At 67.7% G+C, this 20,228-nt stretch carries 20 protein-coding genes; 8 read left to right on the forward strand and 12 right to left on the reverse strand.

Annotated elements, in window-relative coordinates:
• Window positions 1-7: 7 nt before the first annotated feature.
• On the reverse strand, window positions 8-2,647 hold the full coding sequence (locus NFU08_RS14415) for a PEP/pyruvate-binding domain-containing protein (protein WP_251424271.1): 2,640 nt from the start codon (window positions 2,645-2,647) through the stop codon (window positions 8-10).
• A gap of 173 nt (window positions 2,648-2,820) precedes the next feature.
• Between NFU08_RS14415 and NFU08_RS14420 the strand changes: the two genes are divergently transcribed.
• The 3 genes from NFU08_RS14420 to NFU08_RS14430 all read left to right on the forward strand — a co-directional run bounded on the left by NFU08_RS14420 (window position 2,821) and on the right by NFU08_RS14430 (window position 5,716).
• Complete coding sequence (locus NFU08_RS14420) at window positions 2,821-4,044, forward strand: hypothetical protein (RefSeq protein WP_251424274.1); 1,224 nt, start codon at window positions 2,821-2,823, stop codon at window positions 4,042-4,044.
• 132 nt (window positions 4,045-4,176) lie between these two features.
• On the forward strand, window positions 4,177-5,571 hold the full coding sequence (locus NFU08_RS14425; protein WP_251424276.1) for an OFA family MFS transporter: 1,395 nt from the start codon (window positions 4,177-4,179) through the stop codon (window positions 5,569-5,571).
• Window position 5,572: 1 nt separating this feature from the next.
• A complete protein-coding gene (locus tag NFU08_RS14430; RefSeq protein ID WP_174175771.1) occupies window positions 5,573-5,716 on the forward strand; it encodes a hypothetical protein in 144 nt (47 codons plus the stop codon).
• A 44-nt stretch (window positions 5,717-5,760) separates the two neighbouring features.
• On the opposite strand, the gene NFU08_RS14435 is transcribed toward NFU08_RS14430, so the two are convergent.
• The 6 genes from NFU08_RS14435 to NFU08_RS14460 form a co-directional block, all read right to left on the reverse strand.
• Complete coding sequence (locus NFU08_RS14435) at window positions 5,761-7,419, reverse strand: SulP family inorganic anion transporter (RefSeq protein WP_251424277.1); 1,659 nt, start codon at window positions 7,417-7,419, stop codon at window positions 5,761-5,763.
• Window positions 7,416-10,169, reverse strand: coding sequence for a PEP/pyruvate-binding domain-containing protein (locus NFU08_RS14440; protein WP_251424279.1), 2,754 nt, complete (start codon window positions 10,167-10,169; stop codon window positions 7,416-7,418). Before NFU08_RS14440 ends, NFU08_RS14435 begins: the two co-directional genes overlap by 4 nt.
• A gap of 17 nt (window positions 10,170-10,186) precedes the next feature.
• On the reverse strand, window positions 10,187-11,191 hold the full coding sequence (locus NFU08_RS14445) for an IS481 family transposase (protein WP_251424281.1): 1,005 nt from the start codon (window positions 11,189-11,191) through the stop codon (window positions 10,187-10,189).
• A 109-nt stretch (window positions 11,192-11,300) separates the two neighbouring features.
• Window positions 11,301-11,618 (reverse strand): hypothetical protein, encoded by a 318-nt coding sequence (locus NFU08_RS14450; RefSeq protein WP_251424283.1) that lies wholly within the window; start codon window positions 11,616-11,618, stop codon window positions 11,301-11,303.
• 129 nt (window positions 11,619-11,747) lie between these two features.
• Entirely contained in the window at window positions 11,748-12,320 is a 573-nt protein-coding gene (locus tag NFU08_RS14455) for a DM13 domain-containing protein (protein WP_251424285.1), read from the reverse strand.
• Window positions 12,321-12,326: 6 nt separating this feature from the next.
• The gene (locus NFU08_RS14460) at window positions 12,327-13,025 is read right to left on the reverse strand and encodes a DUF998 domain-containing protein (protein WP_251424288.1); all 699 of its coding nucleotides are present in this window, start codon (window positions 13,023-13,025) and stop codon (window positions 12,327-12,329) included.
• A gap of 315 nt (window positions 13,026-13,340) precedes the next feature.
• Between NFU08_RS14460 and NFU08_RS14465 the strand changes: the two genes are divergently transcribed.
• Entirely contained in the window at window positions 13,341-13,661 is a 321-nt protein-coding gene (locus tag NFU08_RS14465; protein WP_251424290.1) for a GYD domain-containing protein, read from the forward strand.
• 74 nt (window positions 13,662-13,735) lie between these two features.
• Here the strand turns inward: NFU08_RS14465 and NFU08_RS14470 are convergent, their stop codons facing one another.
• Both NFU08_RS14470 and NFU08_RS14475 read right to left on the reverse strand, forming a co-directional pair.
• Window positions 13,736-14,134 carry a hypothetical protein gene (locus tag NFU08_RS14470; protein ID WP_251424292.1) on the reverse strand — a complete coding sequence of 133 codons (399 nt, stop codon included), beginning with the start codon at window positions 14,132-14,134 and terminating at the stop codon, window positions 13,736-13,738.
• A gap of 199 nt (window positions 14,135-14,333) precedes the next feature.
• Window positions 14,334-15,263: an NADP-dependent oxidoreductase gene (locus NFU08_RS14475; RefSeq protein WP_251424294.1), complete on the reverse strand. Its 930-nt coding sequence runs from the start codon at window positions 15,261-15,263 to the stop codon at window positions 14,334-14,336.
• A 141-nt stretch (window positions 15,264-15,404) separates the two neighbouring features.
• Here NFU08_RS14475 and NFU08_RS14480 point away from each other — a divergent pair, with 141 nt between their 5' ends.
• The 3 genes from NFU08_RS14480 to NFU08_RS20860 all read left to right on the forward strand — a co-directional run bounded on the left by NFU08_RS14480 (window position 15,405) and on the right by NFU08_RS20860 (window position 17,290).
• Window positions 15,405-16,232, forward strand: coding sequence for a hypothetical protein (locus tag NFU08_RS14480; RefSeq protein ID WP_251424296.1), 828 nt, complete (start codon window positions 15,405-15,407; stop codon window positions 16,230-16,232).
• A 64-nt stretch (window positions 16,233-16,296) separates the two neighbouring features.
• Window positions 16,297-17,067 carry a type 1 glutamine amidotransferase domain-containing protein gene (locus NFU08_RS14485; RefSeq protein ID WP_174175751.1) on the forward strand — a complete coding sequence of 257 codons (771 nt, stop codon included), beginning with the start codon at window positions 16,297-16,299 and terminating at the stop codon, window positions 17,065-17,067.
• A gap of 97 nt (window positions 17,068-17,164) precedes the next feature.
• Window positions 17,165-17,290: a hypothetical protein gene (locus NFU08_RS20860; protein WP_285835599.1), complete on the forward strand. Its 126-nt coding sequence runs from the start codon at window positions 17,165-17,167 to the stop codon at window positions 17,288-17,290.
• Between the two features lie 90 nt (window positions 17,291-17,380).
• Here NFU08_RS20860 and NFU08_RS14490 read toward each other — a convergent pair whose 3' ends face one another.
• Window positions 17,381-17,599, reverse strand: coding sequence for a hypothetical protein (locus NFU08_RS14490; protein WP_066274063.1), 219 nt, complete (start codon window positions 17,597-17,599; stop codon window positions 17,381-17,383).
• Between the two features lie 117 nt (window positions 17,600-17,716).
• Here NFU08_RS14490 and NFU08_RS14495 point away from each other — a divergent pair, with 117 nt between their 5' ends.
• Window positions 17,717-18,376: a dihydrofolate reductase family protein gene (locus tag NFU08_RS14495; RefSeq protein ID WP_251424298.1), complete on the forward strand. Its 660-nt coding sequence runs from the start codon at window positions 17,717-17,719 to the stop codon at window positions 18,374-18,376.
• 259 nt (window positions 18,377-18,635) lie between these two features.
• On the opposite strand, the gene NFU08_RS14500 is transcribed toward NFU08_RS14495, so the two are convergent.
• The gene (locus NFU08_RS14500) at window positions 18,636-18,872 is read right to left on the reverse strand and encodes a hypothetical protein (protein ID WP_251424300.1); all 237 of its coding nucleotides are present in this window, start codon (window positions 18,870-18,872) and stop codon (window positions 18,636-18,638) included.
• A gap of 138 nt (window positions 18,873-19,010) precedes the next feature.
• Complete coding sequence (locus NFU08_RS14505; protein ID WP_251424302.1) at window positions 19,011-20,204, reverse strand: Gfo/Idh/MocA family protein; 1,194 nt, start codon at window positions 20,202-20,204, stop codon at window positions 19,011-19,013.
• Window positions 20,205-20,228 lie beyond the last annotated feature (24 nt).

Below are 20,228 nucleotides of genomic sequence, written 5' to 3' on the forward strand. Positions count from 1 at the left end.
TCCTTACTCATGGGTGCTCGATAGTGACCGTGCCGGCGTCGCCATCAACTGTGACCTGCTGGCCGGTGGCCAGCCGCTGCGTGGCCGCGCCGGTGCCCAGGACGGCGGGGATGCCGTACTCGCGGGCCACGATGGAGCTGTGGCTCAGCGGGCCGCCCACGTCGGTGACGATGGCGGAGGCCATGGCGAACAGCGGGGTCCAGGCGGGCGTGGTGATCCGGGCAACGAGGACGTCCCCGGGCTCCATCCGGCCGAAGTCCCGGGGCCCGCTCAGGACGCGGGCCGGAGCGGTGACCCGCCCCGAACTGGCACCCACGCCTTTGATCACGTCGCCGTGCTGGCGTTGCGACGCCGCCGGCATCATGGACCCGAAGGCCTTCTCCATCCACGGGCGCTCCGGGAGCATCTGCGGGGCGGCGGCCCTCGCCTGGCCCCGCCACAGCATCCTGCGTTCCTCGACGGCGGCGGCGCGGACGGGGCGGTCCGCTCCGGTGATGGCGGCGTGCGCCCCGGGGGCGGCGAGGCCGAACTCGACGGCGGTCCGCACCTCCTGGAAGCGCAGCCAGAACACGTCGGCGGGCTCCGCGATGACGCCGGATGCCACCAGCCGGCGCCCGAGTTCCAGCAGCATCTGCCGCAGCAGCGGCCAGGCGAGCCCGACGTCGGCCAGCGCGTCCTCGCGGACCGGCGCGGTGTCCTGGGCCCACCGGAGCAGCCGGAGGAAGGCGGCCCGGCGGCGCGGCCCCAGCCGGGCGGCCACTTGTTCAGTCAGCTCTTCCCGGCGCCTGGTCAACAGCCGCTGCCGCTCGTGCGGGTCGGTGCCCTGCCCCCGCAGGTAGAACTTCACCGTCGCCAGGAGGGTGGACGGATCATCCGTGGCCACCGGGGTGGCGAAGTCCAGGTTGTAGACCGCGTGGCCGTAGAGGTCCAGGTGCTCCCGGAAGGCGAAGCGCCACTCCTGCCACAGGGCGTCGTCCACCCCTGCGGGCGGCGATCCGGTGCGCTGGCACTCGGCGAGCTCCGCCGTCGGCCGTTCCAGCAGCACTGATGCCAGCCCGGGGTCACTGCGGGCCCAGGCGGCCAGGTCCCAGAGCGACTTCTCCGCCCGGATGGGTTCGCTGTCGTACCCCAGGAGGAACGTCTGGGCCGGCGGGTCCCCGGCGCGACGGACCAGCTTGTCGTAGAAGGTGCGGAAGGCCAGCTCGCTGCTGGTGGCCAGCGGAATGATGGACTGCACGGCCGTGTAGTAGACGGTACCGGCGTCCAGCAGCGCCTGCGCGCCCGCCAGCAATTCCGCCCCGGTGAGTTCCGCCGGCGGCTTTTCCTGCCAGTCCTTGATGGCCTGTTTGTAGCGCGGGTGGGAGAACTCGCGCCAGCCGGCGATGCCCATGTGCGCCTTGCCGCGGGCCAGGGCACGCACCGCCGTCAGCAGTCTGCCCATCATCCGCCACATGCCCGAGCTGCGGTAATAGTAGTAGGCGTAGCCGTTGACGGTGGGCAGCCCGACGTCGCCTTCGCGGATGACGTTCTTGCCCAGGGCCTCCGCCATCAGGGCCTGCAGCGACCTTGCCACGGAGCCGTCCACCAGGTCGGCGAACAGCGGCGAGAGCGGGTCCGGAAGCTGTTCCACGATGCTCGCTCGGAAGTAGAGCCCGTTCGGGTACGGCACGGGCCACGCCTCCGGGGTGTCTGCCGTCGGTTCGGGCAGCGCGGTGATGGGGCGGGACTGCAGGATGAAGAATTTGCCCCCGGCCCGCGCCCATTCGATGTCCTGCGGGGCGCCGAAGTGCGCGGCGGCCCGCCGGCCGTGGCCGGCAAGTTCCGCCGCCTCCCGGTCATCGAGCACGGGTTCGCGACGGCGGGCTGCCGCCACCGGCTGCTCCCGGGTGCCGTTCTCCGCATAGACAGTCATGACGTCCTTGTCCGCTGTCCGCCGCGACAGCACGGACCCGGTCCCGGCGTCCACCACCACGTCGTCGCTGGTGACCGTCCCGCTGACCACCGACTCGCCCAGGCCCCACGCGGCACTGATCACCGTCTGCTCCCGCCGGCCGTTGGCGGGGTTGGCGGTGAACATGACCCCGGCGGCGTCGGCCTCCACCATCTGCTGGATGACGACGGCGAGGCGCACCTGGCCGGGTTCCACGCCTTCACGCGCGCGGTAGGACATGGCGCGCGCCGTCCAGAGCGAGGCCCAGCAGCCGATCACGGCCGTGGCCAGTTCCACCAGGCCGCGGACGTTCAGGGAGGTTTCCTGCTGCCCCGCGAAACTGGCCGAGGCGAGGTCCTCGGCAGTGGCCGAGGAGCGGACTGCCACGGGTGTTCCGTTGCCGAGGCGCCCGTAGGCGGCACCGAGTTCTGCGGCGATCCCGGCGGGCATGGTGCCGGTGGTGAACAGGGCGCTGATCCGCCGGGAGGCATCCTCGTACGCCTGCGGCTCCGCGTCCGGTGGCAGGGCGGCAAGTTCCTGGATGCCGGCAGCGAGGTTGTTGGCGTCCACGAACCTTGAGTACGCGGCGGTGGTAAGCACGAACCCGGGCGGGACCGGCAGCCCGGCCCGGAGGAGGCCGCCCAGGCCCACAGCCTTGCCGCCCGCCACGGCGACGTCGCCTGGCCCCACGTCGCTGAGGTCCCTGATATAGGTCATGGCCGTGCGTCCTTGCTGCCCGGCTGGGGCGCCTGGGGGTGAACCTGATGCTCACATACTGGCACTGCAGTCGGCGGCTGGCCATGGGTCCAAAGTCAGGTTCCGAACCCGGCGGCCGGCGGTAGGATCGGAGGGTTGCCGCGGGGGTCGGCAGCAGTTTTGGGGGAAACACCGTGCTTCACAAGCTGTTCCGCCGTGCCGCCGGCATGGTCTCTTCCGTGCGGACGGCGCTGCTGGCCGGCGCCGCACTCGTGCTCGCATCCGCCGTCGCAGCCGTTCCGGCGTCCGCCGCCGATGCCACGGTGATTGACGCCGTCGGGCAGCCGTTGGGCATTGCGTACGGTCCTGACGGGGCGTTGTATGTCAGCGACTACAACTGGGTGGGCGGCGTCAGCGTCCACCAGCCGGGGGAGGCCCAGGCCTCCCGTCACATCACGGTGGGCCATTTTTCAACGTCCCTGGCCGTCACTGCCGGCGGAACGGTATACGTGCTCCAGCACACCGAGTCCCAGCAGACGGAGCTGGGAGTCGTGGCGCCCGGTGCCAGCGGGGTGTCCGCGACCATTCCGTTGACGCAGGGCAGCCATTGGCTGGCGGCAGCACCGGACGGGTCGCTGTATGTGGCCAGCCCCTCCGAGGGGACCGTTTCGGTGGTGCCGCCGGGTGGAACCCATGTGGAGCGCGTCCTGGACGCCGGCCCCTTCCCGGTGGAGGTGGCGGTGGCCAGGGACGGCACATCCTACGCTGCCAACCAGCACGCCGGGACCGTCGCCGTGATTCCCGCCGGTGCCGCCGGCCCCTCGCACACCGTTGATGTGGGCAGGACGTCCAGCCCGCACGGCATCGCCGTCGCGCCGGACGGAACTGTCTACGTGGCGAACGTCCTTTCCGGCGACGTCGCCGTCATCGAGCCGGCCGGCACCACCGTGTCGCAGCGGATCCGGGTGGGCCGCGGACCGCAGGAGGTGGCGGTTGGTCCAGACGGGACGGTGTACGTGACCAACAGTGTGGACAACACAGTCTCGGTGATCCCGCCCGGCGCTGATGCAGTGGCCCAAACGCTTCCCACGGGCAGGGACCCCGGCCGCCTGGCGATTGGGGCCGATGGTTCGGTGGCCGTGGTCAACAGGGGAAGCAGGACAGTCACCGTGTTCGACGGCGGATCGGACGGCTCCGCCGCTGCGGCCGCCGCGGGCAGGGGAGACCCGGAGGCGGCCACCGCCACTAATTCAGCGCATCCATCCGAGGGCGCTGTCGTCGCCAGGGGTTCCTTCGATATTGGGCTTCCTGCTGTCGCCGCCGGTGCTGGTGCGCTGGTGCTGGCTGGAGCCACCTTCCTTGTCGCCGGACTCCGGCGGCGCCGTTCGTCGCGGATTACCTACCGCCCACCGCATTAAAGATACGTTTGCTTACTATCTGCCCCATGATTGCCGGAGGCCGCAGCGGCGTAAGAGGGACTTTCGCCTCTGGAGGGGTATGCGCTGCGGCAGCTACAGGACACTGACGTCTTTGACGAGCAAGGGAGCACCATGGGCTGGCTGGACCGAGAACGAACCGTTGCCCCGCCGGGATTCAACCGCTGGCTGGTGCCGCCAGCGGCGCTCGCCGTCCACCTCTGCATCGGCCAGGCCTATGCCACGAGCGTGTACAAGACGGCACTGGTCAAGCATTTCGGCGCCAGCCTGACCGAGATCGGCGTGATCTTCTCCATCGCCATCGTGATGCTGGGCCTGTCCGCGGCCATCATGGGCACCTGGGTGGACCGGAACGGCCCGCGCAAGGCCATGTTCACGTCCGCCATGTTCTGGGCGGGCGGCTTCCTGATCGGTTCGCTTGGCATCTTCACGCAGCAGCTCTGGCTCGTATACCTCGGCTACGGCGTGGTGGGCGGCATCGGCCTGGGCATCGGCTACATCTCGCCGGTGTCCACCCTGATCAAGTGGTTCCCGGACCGCCCGGGCCTGGCCACCGGCATGGCCATCATGGGCTTCGGCGGCGGCGCGCTTATCGCCAGCCCCGTTTCCACTGCGCTGCTCAAAATGTACGATCCCAACTCCGGCGCCAAGGACTGGGTGGCCAGCGGCGATGCCGTGGGCAGGCTCTTCCTGACGCTCGCCGTCGTCTACCTCGCCTACATGCTGTTCGGCGCCTTCACCATCAAGGTCCCCGCGGACGGCTGGAGGCCGGCCGGGTTCGACCCCGCCAAGGTCAAGGCCGCCAAGCTGGTCACCACGGAGAACGTCTCAGCCAAGAACGCCGTCAAGACCAGGCAGTTCTGGCTGGTGTGGATCGCGCTGTTCTGCAACGTGACCGCGGGCATCGGCATCCTGGAGCAGGCAGCGCCCATGATCCAGGACTTCTTCCGCCAGTCCGACGGCGTCTCCCTGGTGAGTGCCGCCGTCGCCGCGGGCTTCGTGGGGCTTCTCTCCATCGGCAACATGGCAGGACGCTTCGCCTGGTCCGCCACCTCCGACGTCACCGGCCGCAAGCGCATCTACATGGTGTACCTGGGCGTCGGCGCCGTGCTCTACACGGTGCTGGCGCTGGCCGGGTCCACCACCACGGTCCTCTACGTCGCGCTGGCGTTCGTCATCATCTCCTTCTACGGCGGCGGTTTCGCCACCGTGCCGGCCTACCTGCGGGACCTCTTCGGGACCTACCAGGTGGGGGCCATCCACGGCCGGCTGCTGACCGCCTGGTCCGCCGCCGGCGTGGCCGGGCCGCTGATCGTCAACGCGTTCCTGGACGCCCAGGGCAAGCCCGGCCAGCTGAACGCCGTGTCCTACCAGCCGGCTCTGCTGACCATGGTGGTGCTGCTGGTGATCGGCTTCCTGGCCAACCTGATGGTCAAACCGGTGGACGCACGATTCCACGAACCCCGCCCGGACCGCGGACGGACACACGAACCTGCCATGGAGGCCTGAGATGAGCACCGCACACAACCCCGGCGCGAAGGCGCCCGCCACAATGTCCACCGGTAAGCTCGCCGTGGCCTGGGCGCTGGTGGGTGTCCCGCTGGCGTACGGGATCTACCAGACCCTGACCCGGGTGGCGGCGCTGTTCGGGTAGGGGATCCTGCGGTCAGCGCCGCTGGAACGCCCGCACAGCCTCGCTCACTGTCGGGTAGAAGTGCTCGGGCGAGAAGCGGGCGCCCATGCCGTACTGCACAGCCTGTCCTTGACCGGACCCTTGAGTTCGGCAAACACCAGGTCCACGCCGTGCCGTTCCAGCCATTCGTCAAGCTGCACCAGCTCATCCAGTGCGGTGGTGTCGATTCCGGTCACGGGCTCTGCCGCCAGCACCACGCGTTCGGTGCCGGGCGGCGCCTGGTCCAGCTTGTTGCGCACGAAGGACCCCAGGAGTGCCCCGTTGCCGAAGAACAGCGGTGCGTCGAAGCGCAGGATCAGCATGCCTGGAATGCGTTCCCCGTCCGGATGGCGGCTCACGTCGTGGTAGCCGGGCACCCCGGGCACGTCCACCAGTTCAGCGCGGTAGGGCTCCCAGGCCCGGCGCAGGAAGTCCAGGATTGCCAGGCCAACCGCAACCGCGATGCCCGTGAGGACACCCAGGATCGTGACGCCCAGGAACGCCGCGAGCATCACCAGCGACTCGCTGCGGCTCATGCCGATGAGCCGCCGCACGCCTGCAGGGTCGGCCAGTGCTGCGGCTGCGGCGATGACAATGGCGGCGAGGGTGGCGGCCGGCAGGAACTCGGTGGTGCCCGGCGCCAGGAGCATGAAGCCGAGCACCAGGACGGCGCCCACCACCCCGGTGACCTGGGTTTTTGCCCCGGACTCCACGGCCACCGGCGTGCGGGACGTACTGGCCGAGATCGGGAAGCCGCCCAGCAGCCCGCTGGCGGCGTTGGCCGCACCCAGGGCAGCCATCTCATGGTTGCCGGAGACCCTTTTGTCCTCCGCCGCGGCGAGGGACTGGGACAGGGTTCCGGTATCCACAAAGACAATGAGGGCGATGGCCGCGGCCGCGGGCAGCAAAGCCAGGACGTCGGCCCAACCGATGCCGCCGAGGGCCGGTGCGGGGAGCCCCTGCGGGAGGGCGCCCGTCACCTTGACGCGCCCCTGGAGCTCCAGCAGGGCCACTGCGATGCAGGACGCGACCACGGCAAGGAGCACGCCCGGTATTCTCCATTTCAGCCAGCGGGGGACCACGATGAGCGCCAGCGAGGCCAGGCCAATCAGCAGTGCCACCATGTTGGTCTCACCGGCGAGAACCTTGGGTACCGCGGCGATGAGTCGTTCCCAGGGCGTGCCGCCTTCCACGGAGATCCCCAGGAGGGTGGGAACCTGGGACACGGCCACCAGCAAGGCGATGCCGTTGAGGTAGCCCAGCCGGATGGGCTTGGACAGGAGTCCCGTGACGATTCCCAGCCGCAGCGCCGAACCGCACAGCAGAATGGCGCCGATCAGAATGGCCAGGAGGCCCGCAAGGGCCACGGATTTCTGGTCGTTGGCCGCGGCCAGGGGAACAAGGGCTGCAACGATCATCGGGGCCAGCGACGAATCCGGCCCCAGCACCAGCACGCGTGACGGCCCGACAATTGCGTAGACAATAAGGGGCACCACCGTCGCGTAGAGGCCGGTCACCGGTGGCAGGCCGGCGGCCTGGGCGTACGCCATGCCCGCGGGGACCAGGATCGCGAACAGCGCGGTGCCTGCCAGCAGGTCGTGGCGCAGCCACTCCCTCCGGTAACCGCGCAGGGCTGGCGGAACCCACCAGGATCGGGAGCCGGAATGACCGGTGAACCGCCTCACCATGTAATGGTTCCGGCCGCACCGTCCACTGTGATGCTCTGGCCGTCGTGCAGCCGCGTGGTGGCGTCGGCAACACCCACCACCGCGGGGATGCCGTACTCGCGGGCCACCACCGCACCGTGCGAGATGACGCCGCCCATCTCCATCACCAGCGCGCCTGCGGTCATGAACAGCGGCGTCCAGCCGGGATCGGTGGAGGGCGCCACCAGGATTTCCCCGGGTTCCAGGCGGGCGCCCACAGGATCCATCACCACCCTGACCTTCCCGGTGGCGGTGCCCGCGGAAGCCGGCGTCCCGGCCAGGCGGTCCGCGGAAGCCGGTCGGGGCTTGGCGGCCTCTGCCGCCATCATGGCGGCTTCCACGTCCGTGCCGTCCGAGAGCAGAAGGCGCGGGACGCGCCGCCGGCGGAGTTCGACGTCGTACAGCCGGCGGCGGGCGGCGACGATGCCTCTCAGGTCCGCGCCGCGGAGGCCCACGAGGAGTTCGTCGAAGTCCAGGAAGAACGCGTCGCCGGCGGCGCCGAGGGTGCCGTTCTTCACCAGTTCGGCGCCCACCTCCGCCAGCTGCCGGTGCATCTCCGCGAGCACCAGCACGATGCAGTATTTGGGCAGTTCCCGCAGGCCGGCGAGCTGCCGTGTGCGGCGCAGGCACAGCGCCACCAGCCGCCCCCGCAGCCGGCTCTTTGCCCCGGCACGCTCCACCAGCTCGCTGATGCGGGCTTCTGCGTGCTCGGCGGCCCTGGCGAACTGGCGGTCCGGGGCCAGTTCGGGGTCCTCCACACGGAGATAGTTGGAGACCATTCCGAGGATGTGGTCCGGTTCCTCGGACCACCTGGGCATGCCCAGGTCGATCTCCGCCACGGCCCTGTGGCCGTACGTGGACAGGAATGCCTGCAGCGCGGACTGGGCTGGGACAGGGAGTGTGCCCGCCCGGTAGCGGGCGGCAAGCTCTCTGGGCTTCAGCTCCATGAAGGCGCGGCGGCCCTCCGGATCACGGCCCAGGGACACCGCCAGGTGCCACAGCTCCAGGTCCATCGTGGTGGTCACGTTGTGGGGGAGCCCGCGCAGCACAGCCTCAAGCTCACGCGGCTTGGCAATTCCGCGCAGCAGCCTGCGGGCCATGGCCAGCGTCAGGTAGCCCACGGACGGGGCCGGCAGCGTGGCCTGGATCAGCTTATTGATGGAGGTGGCCAGGATGTCCTCGGTGTGCTGGAGCCGCCTGGCCGCGGTGGCCGGCAGGGGGAGGACCAGCTGGTCCGCCAGGCGGTCCTGGTACCGCTGCGCGCGCCGCAGTTCCCGGTCCGGCCACAGCAGCGCCCGGACCATGGCGGGGATGAGCCCCAGGACCAGGCCCAGGCTCTGGGTGCCTTCGCTGCCTTTGGCCTGCTTCCGTGCCGGTGCGGCTTTGCCCCTGCGGCCGGATTTCCTGCGGGGAGGCCGGGTAACGCTGAACCGCGGATCCTCCAGGAGGGCAGGGAGGACGGCGGCTGATCGTCCGTCCGCGAGGGGCAGCATTTTTTCCAGTGCCTGGCGGCCGGATTTGTTGCGGAAGATCGGCGTGAGCTCCACGTACATCCGCAATCCAGGGTTCGCGTATTTCCACGGGCCCTTGTTGCTGCCCCGCATGAGGCCCAAAACATGGAGGCCCATCGGGGTGATGGGGCGCGTGAGGCCCTGGAGCAGTGTCCCGCACAGGTAAACGCGGGTATCTGCGCCGTCCGTGGCGTCTGGGGCGGCCTGCCCGTTGAGCGGATCGTCGTCCGGCAGCGGGTACAGCGTGGTGATGGGCCGCGACTGGGTCAGCCAGGCCTTGCCGCCGCCGTCGATCACCCATTCCACGTCCTGGGGTGCGCCGAACAGCTGCTGGGCATCGTCACCGAGGGAGGTCAGTTCGCGAAGCTGCGCCCCGGTCAGGGTGGGCGGTTGGTCCTTTGGCTGCTGCAGGATCCGGCCCGAGGCCGTTTCCACCACGAAGTGGTCCGGGTTCACGGCCCCGGACACCACCGCCTGTCCGGGCCCCGCGCTGGCATTGATGACTGTCTGGGGCCGGGTGCCGGTCACGGGGTTGGCGGTGAACAGCACGCCGGCCGTGGTTGCGTCCACCATGCGTTGAACCACGACGGCGAGGCCCACCTCGCGGTGGCTGATCCCGTTCGTGGAGCGGTAGGCCACGGCGCGGTCCGTCCAGAGGGAGGCCCAGCAGCGCCGGACAGCCTGGACGACGGCGTCAGCCCCGTCCACGTCCATGAAGGAGTCCTGCTGCCCTGCGAAGCTGGCGAAGGGGAGGTCTTCGGCGGTGGCGGAGGAGCGCACCGCCACCTGGCCGCTGCCCAGCGCGGCGTAGGCGCCGCGGACGGCGGCCTCGACGCCGGGCGGTACAGGCGCCGCCAGCACCGCCTCACGTGCCTGCCGCGCGAGATGGTTCCGGTCGTCGTCGGCAAGTCCGCGGCCGCCGTCGTACCTTCCCGTCTCCTCAGGACTCCGCGCCCCGTCAAAGCTTCCCGCTCCAGTCCCATCGAGCCCGGCGCCGTCCAGGCGGGCTGCGATGGCGTCCAGTTCCGGGGGCGCGGCGGCCCGGTAGCCGGCGGTGGTGAGGCAGAAACCCGGCGGGACCGGAAAGTCCGCAGCGGCGAGCCGGCCAAGGTTGAGGGCCTTGCCGCCCGCCGTGGCCAGCGAGGCTGATGCCAGCCGGCTGAGATCAACAACCAGGCCCGGGCCGTCGCCGCCCTGCCCGGCACTTTCAGAGGCCATGGCCGGCCCTAGCTGTACTAACCCGGTTGGTTGGTGACACGGCTGGCCGGTGAGGCGCCTTTGAGTGCGGTGTGGGGCCTGCGCTGATTGTAGTACTCGATGAAGTCTGGGTAACAGGCTTGCCGTTCGGCTTCTGAGTTGTAGGCCTTGGCGTAGGCCCATTCCTCTTGGAGGATGCGGTTGAAGCGTTCGACCTTGCCGTTGGTTTGGGGCCGGTAGGGGCGTGTGCGTTTGTGCTTGATGCCGGCCTCGGCCAGGACAGCGGCGAAGGCGCGGGAGCGGTAGCAGGAGCCGTTATCGGTGAGCACCCGCTGGATTTTGACGCCCCGGGCGGTGAACGCTGTGATGGCGTTGCGCATGAACGCCGAGGCTGTCTCTTTGGTTTCGTCGGGCAGGATCTCGGAGTATACGAATCGGGAATGGTCATCCACTGCGTGATGGAGGAAGGTATAGCCCCGGACCTGGCCGCGGTCCTTGGACCGGCCTTCTGCGAGGTTCCTGGCCCGGGAGTTCGCTTCGCCTTGTACCCGGCCCTGAACGCGGTGTCCGCCGCCGTTGGGTATGCGGCCGAGCTTCTTGATGTCCACGTGGATCATTTCCCCGGGCCAGGCATATTCGTATCGGCGGGCGTGGTCTCGGCCGCGGATCCTGATCCCTGTGGCCGGGTCGGTGAAGCGCAGCGGCGGACACAGGTAGCGGGTCAGGATGCGGTGGACCGTGGAGACATTCAGGTGCAGGTGGTACGCGATCCGGGCCGGACCCCAGCGACGGTTCACGCGCAGTCCCAGCACACGCCGTTCGGTGCGCATCCGGGTCCGGTGCGGGCACGTCAGGGGCCGGCTCCTGCGGTCTTCCAGCGCAGCCTCACCCAACTCCCGATAGCGGCGGGACCAGCGCGCGGCTGTCGGGACGGAAACGTTGAATCTCTCGGCAGCACGGCGCAAAGGCCAACCATCAACCACGATGCACCGGGCCAGCTGAAGACGCCCCGAATAGGCCAAAAACGCGTTACGGTGGGACACGAGGACCTCCTGGTTTGTGTTCGCTCTCGACAAGCACCACACAACACCCGGAGGTCCTCTTATTGCGTCAAATCAATCCCCGTGTCATCAACCAGCCGGGACAGTACACCTAGCCGTGGTCCGCACCGTTGCCGGTGTCCTCCCACAGGACATCCAGGTTGTGGAAGATCACGGGTCCGTCGCAGAGTTTGGCCATCTTGGCCGCGAACTCGGACGTCTCGGGCCGGCCGGAGTTCTCCATGGCAGAGTCGAAGGAATCGAACTCGACGATGGTGAAGTAGGTCCCCGGGTGGTCCCGGTCCGCGGTGGCAACAATGCTGCGGAACGTGGCCGGGGTGCTTCCGCCGGTTCGTGAAGGACGGCCCAGCTCCTCGATCTCCTCGATGCGGGAGGTCCTGAATTCGATGATCTGCACAAACCCGGGCATAACGGCTCCTCGACGGCGGTGGACGCTGATGCCGAACAGGCTAGCCCCCAACGCGGCCGGTGCACAGGGGAGAAGTGCCCTAATGCGGCAGCAGCCGGATGATGCTGTGCGGTCTGTGCGGCCGGCAGGTCATGTCTTCAGCTCGGCAGCTGCGAAGGACACAGCGAAACGGGCACACCAGATGCTGACCGAGGTGTAGTCGCCCAGAACAGCTGCGGCCGGAATCTCGTAGTTTTGGTCGCCTTTGTTGGCTTTGAGCGCGCCCAGGTCCAGGTAGGCGCCGTCGTCGAAGACGTGCCAGCCTGCGAGGCCCGCTATGACGGGGGCGTCGCTCAGCCACACCTTCAGGTCCGGCCCGTCAGACGTGTCAAGGCCCTCGAGCCGGAGGATCCGGCTCCCGTCGGCGAGCTCAAGAATCCTCACCGTTCCGGAGCTGGCATGTTCGTGGCTGATGAGCTGGCCGGTCGCCAGTTCCCGCGGGGCGGCGGGTCCGGCCGGTGCGTCGGGCGTGGCGGAGGCAGCAGGGGCGCTGGGCTCCGCCGTTGGCGCCTGGGACGACACGGGGAGCGGGGCAGCGGACGGGATGTCCTCGGTCACGGTGGAGCTGGTGAAGATCCGCCAGGGCTGGAACAGGTAGAGTCCCACAGCCACCGCAATTGCAGCCACAAACAAACCCGCCAGGATGGCAGCGCGCTTTCCCATAACACCTCAACGAGCGGACTGGTGGCGCCGTTCCTCCGCAGGGGCGGGCAGCGGCCCCCTCCACAGCGCCACCGCGAGGACTGCCACCCACAGCAGGAACGCCCCGATGCTGATTCTCTCCCCGATGCCGAGCACGGGGTTCGGCCCCGGGGCTGCCATGAACGCCACCATGCCCATGAGCGCAGAGGCAAGGAGCGAGAGGATCGAGTACCACCGCATCCGCCCGTGGAACCCCGCCGCCACGAAGCACATCGCGGCCACCATCAGCGCGAGCTGGATGTTGGTGGCGAGGATGTGCATGGGAACGGACGTCTCGTCTCCCAGCGTCAGCGGGTACAACGCTCCCATGATGTTCCACAGCCCGTACGCGGTCAGCAGGCCGCCGGCGATGCGCAGGGCGCGGTTCCCGTGGACGGCCATCCACACGCCTGCTCCGAAAGCGACGAACAGGGCTGTGTAGAGCCACGTGAACGGGACCAGGACTTCGCGGCCGGGGGATCCCACCGCGAACAGTTCGCTGACCATCTGTTCGGTGCGGAGGTACCCGTCCCATCGGGATGCCGCCAGCCCGTCCGTGGCAACCACGTAGAGCAGCGAGGAGACCGGCCCGGCTGCCAGGAGGACCCTCCGGAGGGTGCCGTCCCGTACGCTCCTGGTGTCTGCGGCCCGCCCTTGGTGGGGGTGGCGCCCTTCTGCGATTGGCATTGTGGAACGTTCCTCAGAGCCCGCAGCTTGGTAAGCATTTGGTGCAGGGCCCGCGGGCGTGAGGCCCTGATGGCCTGTGTGTTTCAGTCTGTGCCGGGGGTGCCGGATACGGGTAGGGCCAAGTGTCCCTGCCATACGGTCACGCGGGGCAGTCCCGGAATCAGCAGGCAGTCAGGTGGTGGTATTCCGCGGCATATTGACGGCCAAGGGCCAGAGGAATAGTTTCTGCGGTAGCGGGGTCCAACACCCCGTTTCCACGGAATATAGGGCCGGATCTGGGCCGCTCCTGCACCGCGAACACAGGAGGAAAAAATCATGCCGAAGTATCTGTTTGAAGCGACCTACGTGGGCCAGGGAATCAAGGGGCTCATGCAGGAGGGCGGCACCAAGCGGCGCGAGGCGCTGGTGGAGGCCCTCAAGTCCGTCGGCGGAACGCTGGAGAGCTTTTACTACGCCTTTGGCTACTACGACGTCCTGGGCGTTTTCGAGGCGCCGGACGAGGCAAGTGCCGCGGCCCTGTCGCTGTTGATCAATTCGAGCGGGAACGTCAACGTCCGCCTGAAGCCGCTCCTGACGGTGGAGGACCTGGACGAAGCCGCCAAGAAGACGCCGACCTACCGGGCGCCGGGACAGTAAAGGGCCGGGACAGCAGGGCGCAGTTTGGCACACGACCCAGCGGACCGCCGTCGCAAATTTACGACGGCGGCTGCCTAGGGTCTGTAAGGGCGGGTGGCTCCGGTGTGCGGGGGCCTGTCCTTCAGCAGGACAGTCGCGGCGATGACGCCCCCGGCTGCGACGAGGGCCAGCGGGCTCTGCAGGATTGTGCCCAGGATGGCCAGCCCTGAATCGGACACGGGCCTGGACGCCGCGAACAGGCAGGCAACGTCCATCGCGAAGGCGGCCGCGTAGCTGGCACCGAAGCAGAGGAGCAGTGCAGGGGTCCTGTAGTCCTTGGTGAACGCCCTCACGGCTGCGTCGTAGGCAAGGTATTTGAGGCCGACGATCGTGGGGGCGAAAGTCAGAACGAAGAAGACGTCCAGGTCCTCCGGGAATTTCCTGAGCGGAACGTTCGCGTCGCCCTGGTAGACACCGGCCGAGTGAAACCACATGCTGCCCACCTGGGCCGCGATCAGCAGGACCGAGACCGCGGCGTACCTCAGCGCTGTTCCACCCGGGTCATCCCTAAAGCCATGGCTCAGTATGGCACTCGGACACCGGGCGGCCCGGCACCCGGCCAGCGGGCCGCCGTCGTACATTGACGACGGCGGCCCGGGCGGTGGCCCCGGCGGCGCCAACCTGTTGCTGGACTCAGGAAACCTGGTCTACCGCAACCACAATCTTGCCGCGGGTGTGCCCCTCCATGTTTGAGCGGAAGGCATCCGCGGCCTTGTCCAGCGGGAAGACCTCGGCAACCTCCACACGGATATTCCTGCTGTCCACCAGATCGGCGAGTTCCTGGAGGTCGGTTCCCACGGGATTGACCCACATCCAGTCGCCCCCGTGCTGTTCCACGTCACTGTCCGCGATCGAGGCGTGCCGGCCTGCCTCGGCCAGCACCGCCAGCGTCGCGTCGAGATTCCCGCCCACAAAGTCGGCAATCACGTCCACGCCGTCCGGGCGCAGTGCCCGCACGCGCTCCACGAGCCCTTCCCCGTACGCAACCGGCTCGGCTCCCAGGGAGCGGAGGAATTCGTGGTTCTTCTCCGAGGCTGTGGCTATAACACTCGCGCCGCGGGCCACCGCGATCTGGATGCCCAGGGAGCCCACGCCTCCGGAACCGCCGTGGATCAGGACGGTTTCGCCTGCTTTCAGGCCCAGCCGGTTGAGGACCTGGTAGGCGGTCAGTCCGGCCAGCGGCAGCCCTGCCGATTCGTTCCACCCGAGAGAGGCCGGCTTCCGGGCCAGGAGCCGCTCCGGCAGCGCGATGTACTCGGCAAAGCTTCCGCCGTGGACGTAGTCCTTGCGGCCGTAGGCGATGACCTCGTCGCCGGGCTGGAACTGCCGGGCATCGATGCCCACCGACTCCACTACCCCTGCCACATCCCAGCCGGGGATGGCGGGGAACTCCAGGTCCATGACGGCGTCGAGTCCGCCGGCCATGATCTTCCAGTCCACCGGGTTCACAGCGGCTGCCTTGACTTTGACCAGGACCATGCCGGGCCCCACTTTTGGCATCGGCTGATCGCCAAATTCGAGGACGTCCGGGTTTCCGTAAGTGTTGTAAGTAATTGCCTTCATGACTGCCACAACGGCATGGCGGCGCTTCGGTATTCCGGTTCCCCGCGCAAAGTGGCGAACCGCACGGGACAGGGACGGGCAACGGAGCGGGCATGGAGTCCGCGCCTGGGCGTGCGAGGCAGGACCCGTAGACTCGGGGTCATGTCTCTTGGGGGGATGCCGGTCCGGCGCATAAAAATGTCCATGGTTGCGGCCGTTCTGGCCATGTCGCTGGCGGGGTGTGAGTACAGCGGCCCGGACGAGCCGCCGGCACCTTCATCCCCGCCGCCCGCAACGCCGTCGGCCGCGTCCTTCAAGGACAACGTCAGCGAAGTGGCCCGTTTGCTCGAGGCGTCCCCTACGGACCCCGGCATGCCGTCGGAGGCTGAACCTGCCGGGAAGCTGTCCCTTGAGCTGGCGCCCGGAGACTACCTGGTCACCGGCGCCTGCGCAGGGGTCTACGGGGCCAAGCTCACCCTTGTGAAGGCGGACGGCGTCCCCGAAGTGACCAGTTTCGAGTGCACCTCCACGCTGGACCGCTTTGTCAGGCACGACGGCGGGGCCCTCACCATCAGCGCGGTGCCGCCCACGGGCAGGCCCGCCGCAACGGGCGTCAAGGTGCAGGTCAACCCTGACCGCAGGGCATCGGAGCTCGAAGACCTTTCAGACTGGGCAGCACAGCAGCTGCAACCAGGTTTGCCCGGCGAACTGCGGGGCACCAGCCGCGGGAACACCACCACCACCGCCGGCCTGTCGGCCCCGCCGGGCCAGTATGAACTGCACCTGGTCTGTGCCGGACTGCCGGTAGCCGAGCTGTCCGTTTCCACCTGGAACGGAGCGGAAGTCCTCGCCCCCGTGCAGGTCCCTTGCAGCGGGAGCGTGTTCAAGGCGCCGGTGGTGTTGCCCACCGAGGGTGCCGACCTCACGATGGGACCCGGCGGCCTGGACAGCCGGTTCGCGTACCGGCTCGTCCCCACAGGCCAGCCCTAAACCCAGCCCGGGGGCCGCGGACCGGCCTGGGCGTAGGGTGGGAGGCGGACGAAAGGAGCATTTCATGAAGAAAATCCTCATGGTTTTGACCAGCGTTTCCGAGATCGGCGATACGGGAGAGAAGACCGGCTACAACGTGGCCGAGGCTGCGCATCCCTGGAAGGTGTTCAAGGATTCCGGGCATTTCGTCGACTTTGCGTCCATCCAGGGCGGCCAGCCGCCGCGCGACGAGGTGGACACGAAGGATCCCATCCAGGTCGCCTTTACGGAGGATGAGACCACGCGCGCCGGCCTCTACAACACGGCCCGCGTGGACGTTGTTGATCCGGAACAGTACGACGCCGTCTATCTCGTGGGCGGACACGGCACCATGTGGGACTTCCCGGACAGCGAAGGCCTGCAGAACCTGGTGGCCAGCGTCTACAACAACGGCGGGCTGGTGGGCGCGGTCTGCCATGGGCCGGCCGGCCTGCTGAACGTGGAGCTGGAGAACGGGCTCCGCCTCGTGGAGGGCCGCAAGGTGGCCGCCTTCACCAATGACGAGGAAGTTGCTGCAGGCAAGGACAAGGTCATTCCGTTCTTCCTGGCAGACCGGCTTGAGGAGCAGGGCGCCACCCACGTCTCCGCGGGTGTCTTCGAGGAAAAGGTTGTTGTTGACGAGCGCCTGGTGACCGGGCAGAACCCGGCGTCGGCTGCGGGTGTGGCCAAGGAGATGGAGAAGCTCTTCGCAGTGGTCATCCACCAGGAAAAGGCCGAGGAACAGCACGACGCTGAGGCGCTCCGGGCCGAGAAGGACGCCGTCAAGGCGGCTGCGGCCGCGGAAGCTGAGCAGTAACACCAGCAGGCACTGAAACTGGCGGCCACCCGGATGAGGTGGCCGTCAGTTTTGCGTCCGGGCGGCGGCAGCCGGGGTGCAGCCCTAGGCTTGGCCTATGTCTACTGATGAAGAGAAGGACCCTCCCGTCCCCGCTGACGTTGAGGGCAAGATCCCGAAAAAGGTCCACGACAAGCCAGTCACGAATGACCGTGAGGCAGGGGCCGACGAACCCAAGGACTAATAAGCACGACGGCGGCGCACGGGTTGGGTGCCGCCGGTACAGCGGCCCGGGGGCTTAGCAGCGGGGGGCGCTGTGACGTCCGTTTGTCCGCTAGGAAGGGTCGGTGAACTCGAGTCCGCGCTCTTTCAGCGCGGCTTCGAGGAGTCGAATTGCCCTGGGTCCCACGCCATGTAGGGCGAGCAGCTCACCAGGACCGTGCGACGCCACCTGCGCCAGCGTCGTGATGCCTGCCTGCAGCAGGGCGCTGTTGGCCGGTCGGCCCAGGGGAGGCAGGTCCCCGATCTGTGCAGGGGTGTCTCGGGTGCTCATGGGAAACAGGGTACCGGCGCCGGGATCAGCAGCACCAAAGAGTCCTGCATTAGCCCTTGAATGGTGGGCGCCGCCCGCCCTACAGTGACAGCCAACGACCACTTCAGGAGAGACGCCATGTCCCTTGTCCGCGTACATAACTTCTCGGTCTCCCTCGATGGCTTCGGCACCGGCGAAGGCCAGCAGCTGGACGCTCCCTTCGGCCACGCGGGCACGCGGCTGCTTGAGTGGGCCTTCGAGACGCGGACCTTCCGCGCGATGGGCCTCCACGGGGAGTCGGAGGGATCCTTCGGCGTCGACGAGGCTTTCGCCAGCCAGTGGGGACCCGGGGTCGGCGTCGAAATCATGGGGCGCAACAAGTTCGGTCCCCAGCGCGGTCCCTGGGAAAACGAGGACTGGAAGGGGTGGTGGGGCGATAACCCTGTGTTCCACACGCCAGTGGTTGTCCTGACACACCATCCCCGGCCGGTCCTCGAAATGGAAGGCGGGACAACCTTCCATTTTGTTGACGCGGACCCTGCCTCCGCCCTGGAACAGGCCCGTGCCCTTGCACCCGGCATGGACGTCAGGATTGGCGGCGGCGCCAGCACGGTCCGGCAGTTCCTCGAGGCCGGCCTCATAGACCACATGCATTGTGTCCTCGTGCCGATCCTGCTGGGCAGGGGTGAACGGCTCTGGGACGGACTCGAGGGCCTCGAAGAACGCTTCGACATTGAAGCGACTCCGTCCCCGAGCGGGGTGGTGCATCTGGTCTTCACCCGCCGCGCGGTGGTGTAGACAGGGCTCCTTCTGTGGGCGCTCGCCTTCAGGTACATATGCGCCCGGCGCTTCTTCCACCACTGCTTCTGTTCCCCGCAACATCTCGTTCATCCGGAACGCATCGCCCGGCTTGCCAGACCACCTGGCCGGCGCGGAGCTCCTGGAGGATGGCAGCCGGGGCAGCGGCGAAGGAAGCTTGGGTGTTGGACTATTTTTCACGCTCTGTCTAAGCGTGTGCTCTGCATGGGGGGAGCGGCGGCACCGGGGTCGCATGCTGTCAGGTGTAAACCTGGCGTGTCAGTCCGAACGGAACGTCAGGGTGAGCGCGTACTACGTATTGGCCTGCGCCTATACGGGTGATCATGATTCCGGTGCGGTGTTCGTGCGCAGCTTTCGAAATGATGTCGACAGCCTTAGCCAGGGCTTGGTCGAGTTCTGCCGCCTTTTCCACCTGTACCTCAATCATCCCCGGAAAACGGCCGAGGTCAGCAGTTGCAGCATGGCTACCAGGCATGGTGTCTCTTCCTTGTCTCTGCGTCAATTGGCTGGCGCCCCAGTCGGTTACATCGATAGGAGCTGGTGGCAAATACCCGAGGCCCGGCCGCTCTGAGGAAAGCGCGATTTCCTCAGAGCGGCCGGCTTCGAGGTTCTGTTAGCGGGTCAACGCATCTTCCTTCGCCCAGGGCGGCTGTACGTCCTGGTCAAGTTCGATCACGGTGGCCTTCGCGTCGGTCAGGGTCCACTCCGGAAGGTAGACGCGTTCACCGCCCCGCATCGCCGATTCGTGCGAGAGGATGCCCGAACAGGTGATGTTCGCCGCCTGAACGGCGTTCGGGAACGGCTCCGCGGTGCCGAGGACGGCCTGCAACAGACGGTCGGCCAGGTGCGGGTGGGAACCGCCATGGCCTCCACCCTGAACGAAGGAACGGTGCTCCGTTTCGCCTCCCGCGGTGTAGACCCCGGCTGTCGTAAAGTGCCGGATGGGTTCGGGAAGACGGTCTGCAAAGTCGGGAACCGTGATGCGTTCAGGTGTTTCTCCGAGATACAGCACGTGTGCTGCATCTTCTGTCTGTGCCCATTCGAAGGACCGGATAGAACCGTATACGTCGAAACTTTCGCGGTATTCACGGGCTACGGCCCAAAGGTGCCTTGTTACTTCCGCACCTGTATCGCTGTCAAGGAATTTGATGTGCGTCGATTCGAGGGCGAAGGGGGAGCCGTACTGTTCCTTCATACGGTCGAAGACGCTCCCGGAACCCAGGCACTGGACGTACTCGGCCTGGTTTCCGGCCAGCCCAAGGGTGGGTCCGATGGCATGCGTGCCGTTATACATGGGCGGCATGCCATCCCAGTAGGAAGGCCAGCCGGTCATGTCCTGATGGTGTGAGGCGCGAAGGAACTGGACTTTCCCGAGGGCGCCCGTCCGGTAGAGCTCCTGGAGGTACAGGAATTCCCTGCTGTAGAGGGTGGTCTCCATCATCATGTACGTCAGCCCGGTGCGCTGTTGAGCGTCGACGATGCGCTTGCAGTCCTCCACGGAGGTGGCCATCGGGATGGTGCAGCCAACGTGCTTGCCGGCTTCCAGTGCCGCGACCACCTGGTCGGCGTGCAGTTGCAGAGGCGTGTTGATGTGGATGATGTCAATATTGGGGTCGGCCAGCATTTTGTCGTAGTCGGTGTACCTGACCTCGACCCCGTACTGGTCACCGACCTCGTTCAACTTGGATTCGGTGCGCTGGCAGATCGCATACATTTCAGCGTTCGGGTGCTGCTGATAAATAGGAATGAATTCGGCGCCGAACTCCAAGCCGACGATGCCGACCTTAAGGACTTTTTCGGATGACACAGGGTGCCCCTTTCTGATAATACA

The organism is Pseudarthrobacter sp. NCCP-2145 (assembly GCF_023708005.1).
Classification (GTDB): Bacteria; Actinomycetota; Actinomycetes; order Actinomycetales; family Micrococcaceae; genus Arthrobacter; species Arthrobacter oxydans.

What these genes read in the sequence shown, in the direction of transcription:
- NFU08_RS14415 (WP_251424271.1), bottom strand. Translation starts at nt 2,647, where the DNA reads ATGACCTATATCAGGGACCTCAGCGACGTGGGGCCAGGCGACGTCGCC.
- NFU08_RS14425 (WP_251424276.1), top strand. Translation starts at nt 4,177, where the DNA reads ATGGGCTGGCTGGACCGAGAACGAACCGTTGCCCCGCCGGGATTCAAC.
- NFU08_RS14430 (WP_174175771.1), top strand. Translation starts at nt 5,573, where the DNA reads ATGAGCACCGCACACAACCCCGGCGCGAAGGCGCCCGCCACAATGTCC.
- NFU08_RS14440 (WP_251424279.1), bottom strand. Translation starts at nt 10,169, where the DNA reads ATGGCCTCTGAAAGTGCCGGGCAGGGCGGCGACGGCCCGGGCCTGGTT.
- NFU08_RS14450 (WP_251424283.1), bottom strand. Translation starts at nt 11,618, where the DNA reads ATGCCCGGGTTTGTGCAGATCATCGAATTCAGGACCTCCCGCATCGAG.
- NFU08_RS14455 (WP_251424285.1), bottom strand. Translation starts at nt 12,320, where the DNA reads ATGGGAAAGCGCGCTGCCATCCTGGCGGGTTTGTTTGTGGCTGCAATT.
- NFU08_RS14460 (WP_251424288.1), bottom strand. Translation starts at nt 13,025, where the DNA reads ATGCCAATCGCAGAAGGGCGCCACCCCCACCAAGGGCGGGCCGCAGAC.
- NFU08_RS14465 (WP_251424290.1), top strand. Translation starts at nt 13,341, where the DNA reads ATGCCGAAGTATCTGTTTGAAGCGACCTACGTGGGCCAGGGAATCAAG.
- NFU08_RS14470 (WP_251424292.1), bottom strand. Translation starts at nt 14,134, where the DNA reads ATGTGGTTTCACTCGGCCGGTGTCTACCAGGGCGACGCGAACGTTCCG.
- NFU08_RS14475 (WP_251424294.1), bottom strand. Translation starts at nt 15,263, where the DNA reads ATGAAGGCAATTACTTACAACACTTACGGAAACCCGGACGTCCTCGAA.
- NFU08_RS14480 (WP_251424296.1), top strand. Translation starts at nt 15,405, where the DNA reads ATGTCTCTTGGGGGGATGCCGGTCCGGCGCATAAAAATGTCCATGGTT.
- NFU08_RS14485 (WP_174175751.1), top strand. Translation starts at nt 16,297, where the DNA reads ATGAAGAAAATCCTCATGGTTTTGACCAGCGTTTCCGAGATCGGCGAT.
- NFU08_RS20860 (WP_285835599.1), top strand. Translation starts at nt 17,165, where the DNA reads ATGTCTACTGATGAAGAGAAGGACCCTCCCGTCCCCGCTGACGTTGAG.
- NFU08_RS14490 (WP_066274063.1), bottom strand. Translation starts at nt 17,599, where the DNA reads ATGAGCACCCGAGACACCCCTGCACAGATCGGGGACCTGCCTCCCCTG.
- NFU08_RS14495 (WP_251424298.1), top strand. Translation starts at nt 17,717, where the DNA reads ATGTCCCTTGTCCGCGTACATAACTTCTCGGTCTCCCTCGATGGCTTC.
- NFU08_RS14500 (WP_251424300.1), bottom strand. Translation starts at nt 18,872, where the DNA reads ATGCCTGGTAGCCATGCTGCAACTGCTGACCTCGGCCGTTTTCCGGGG.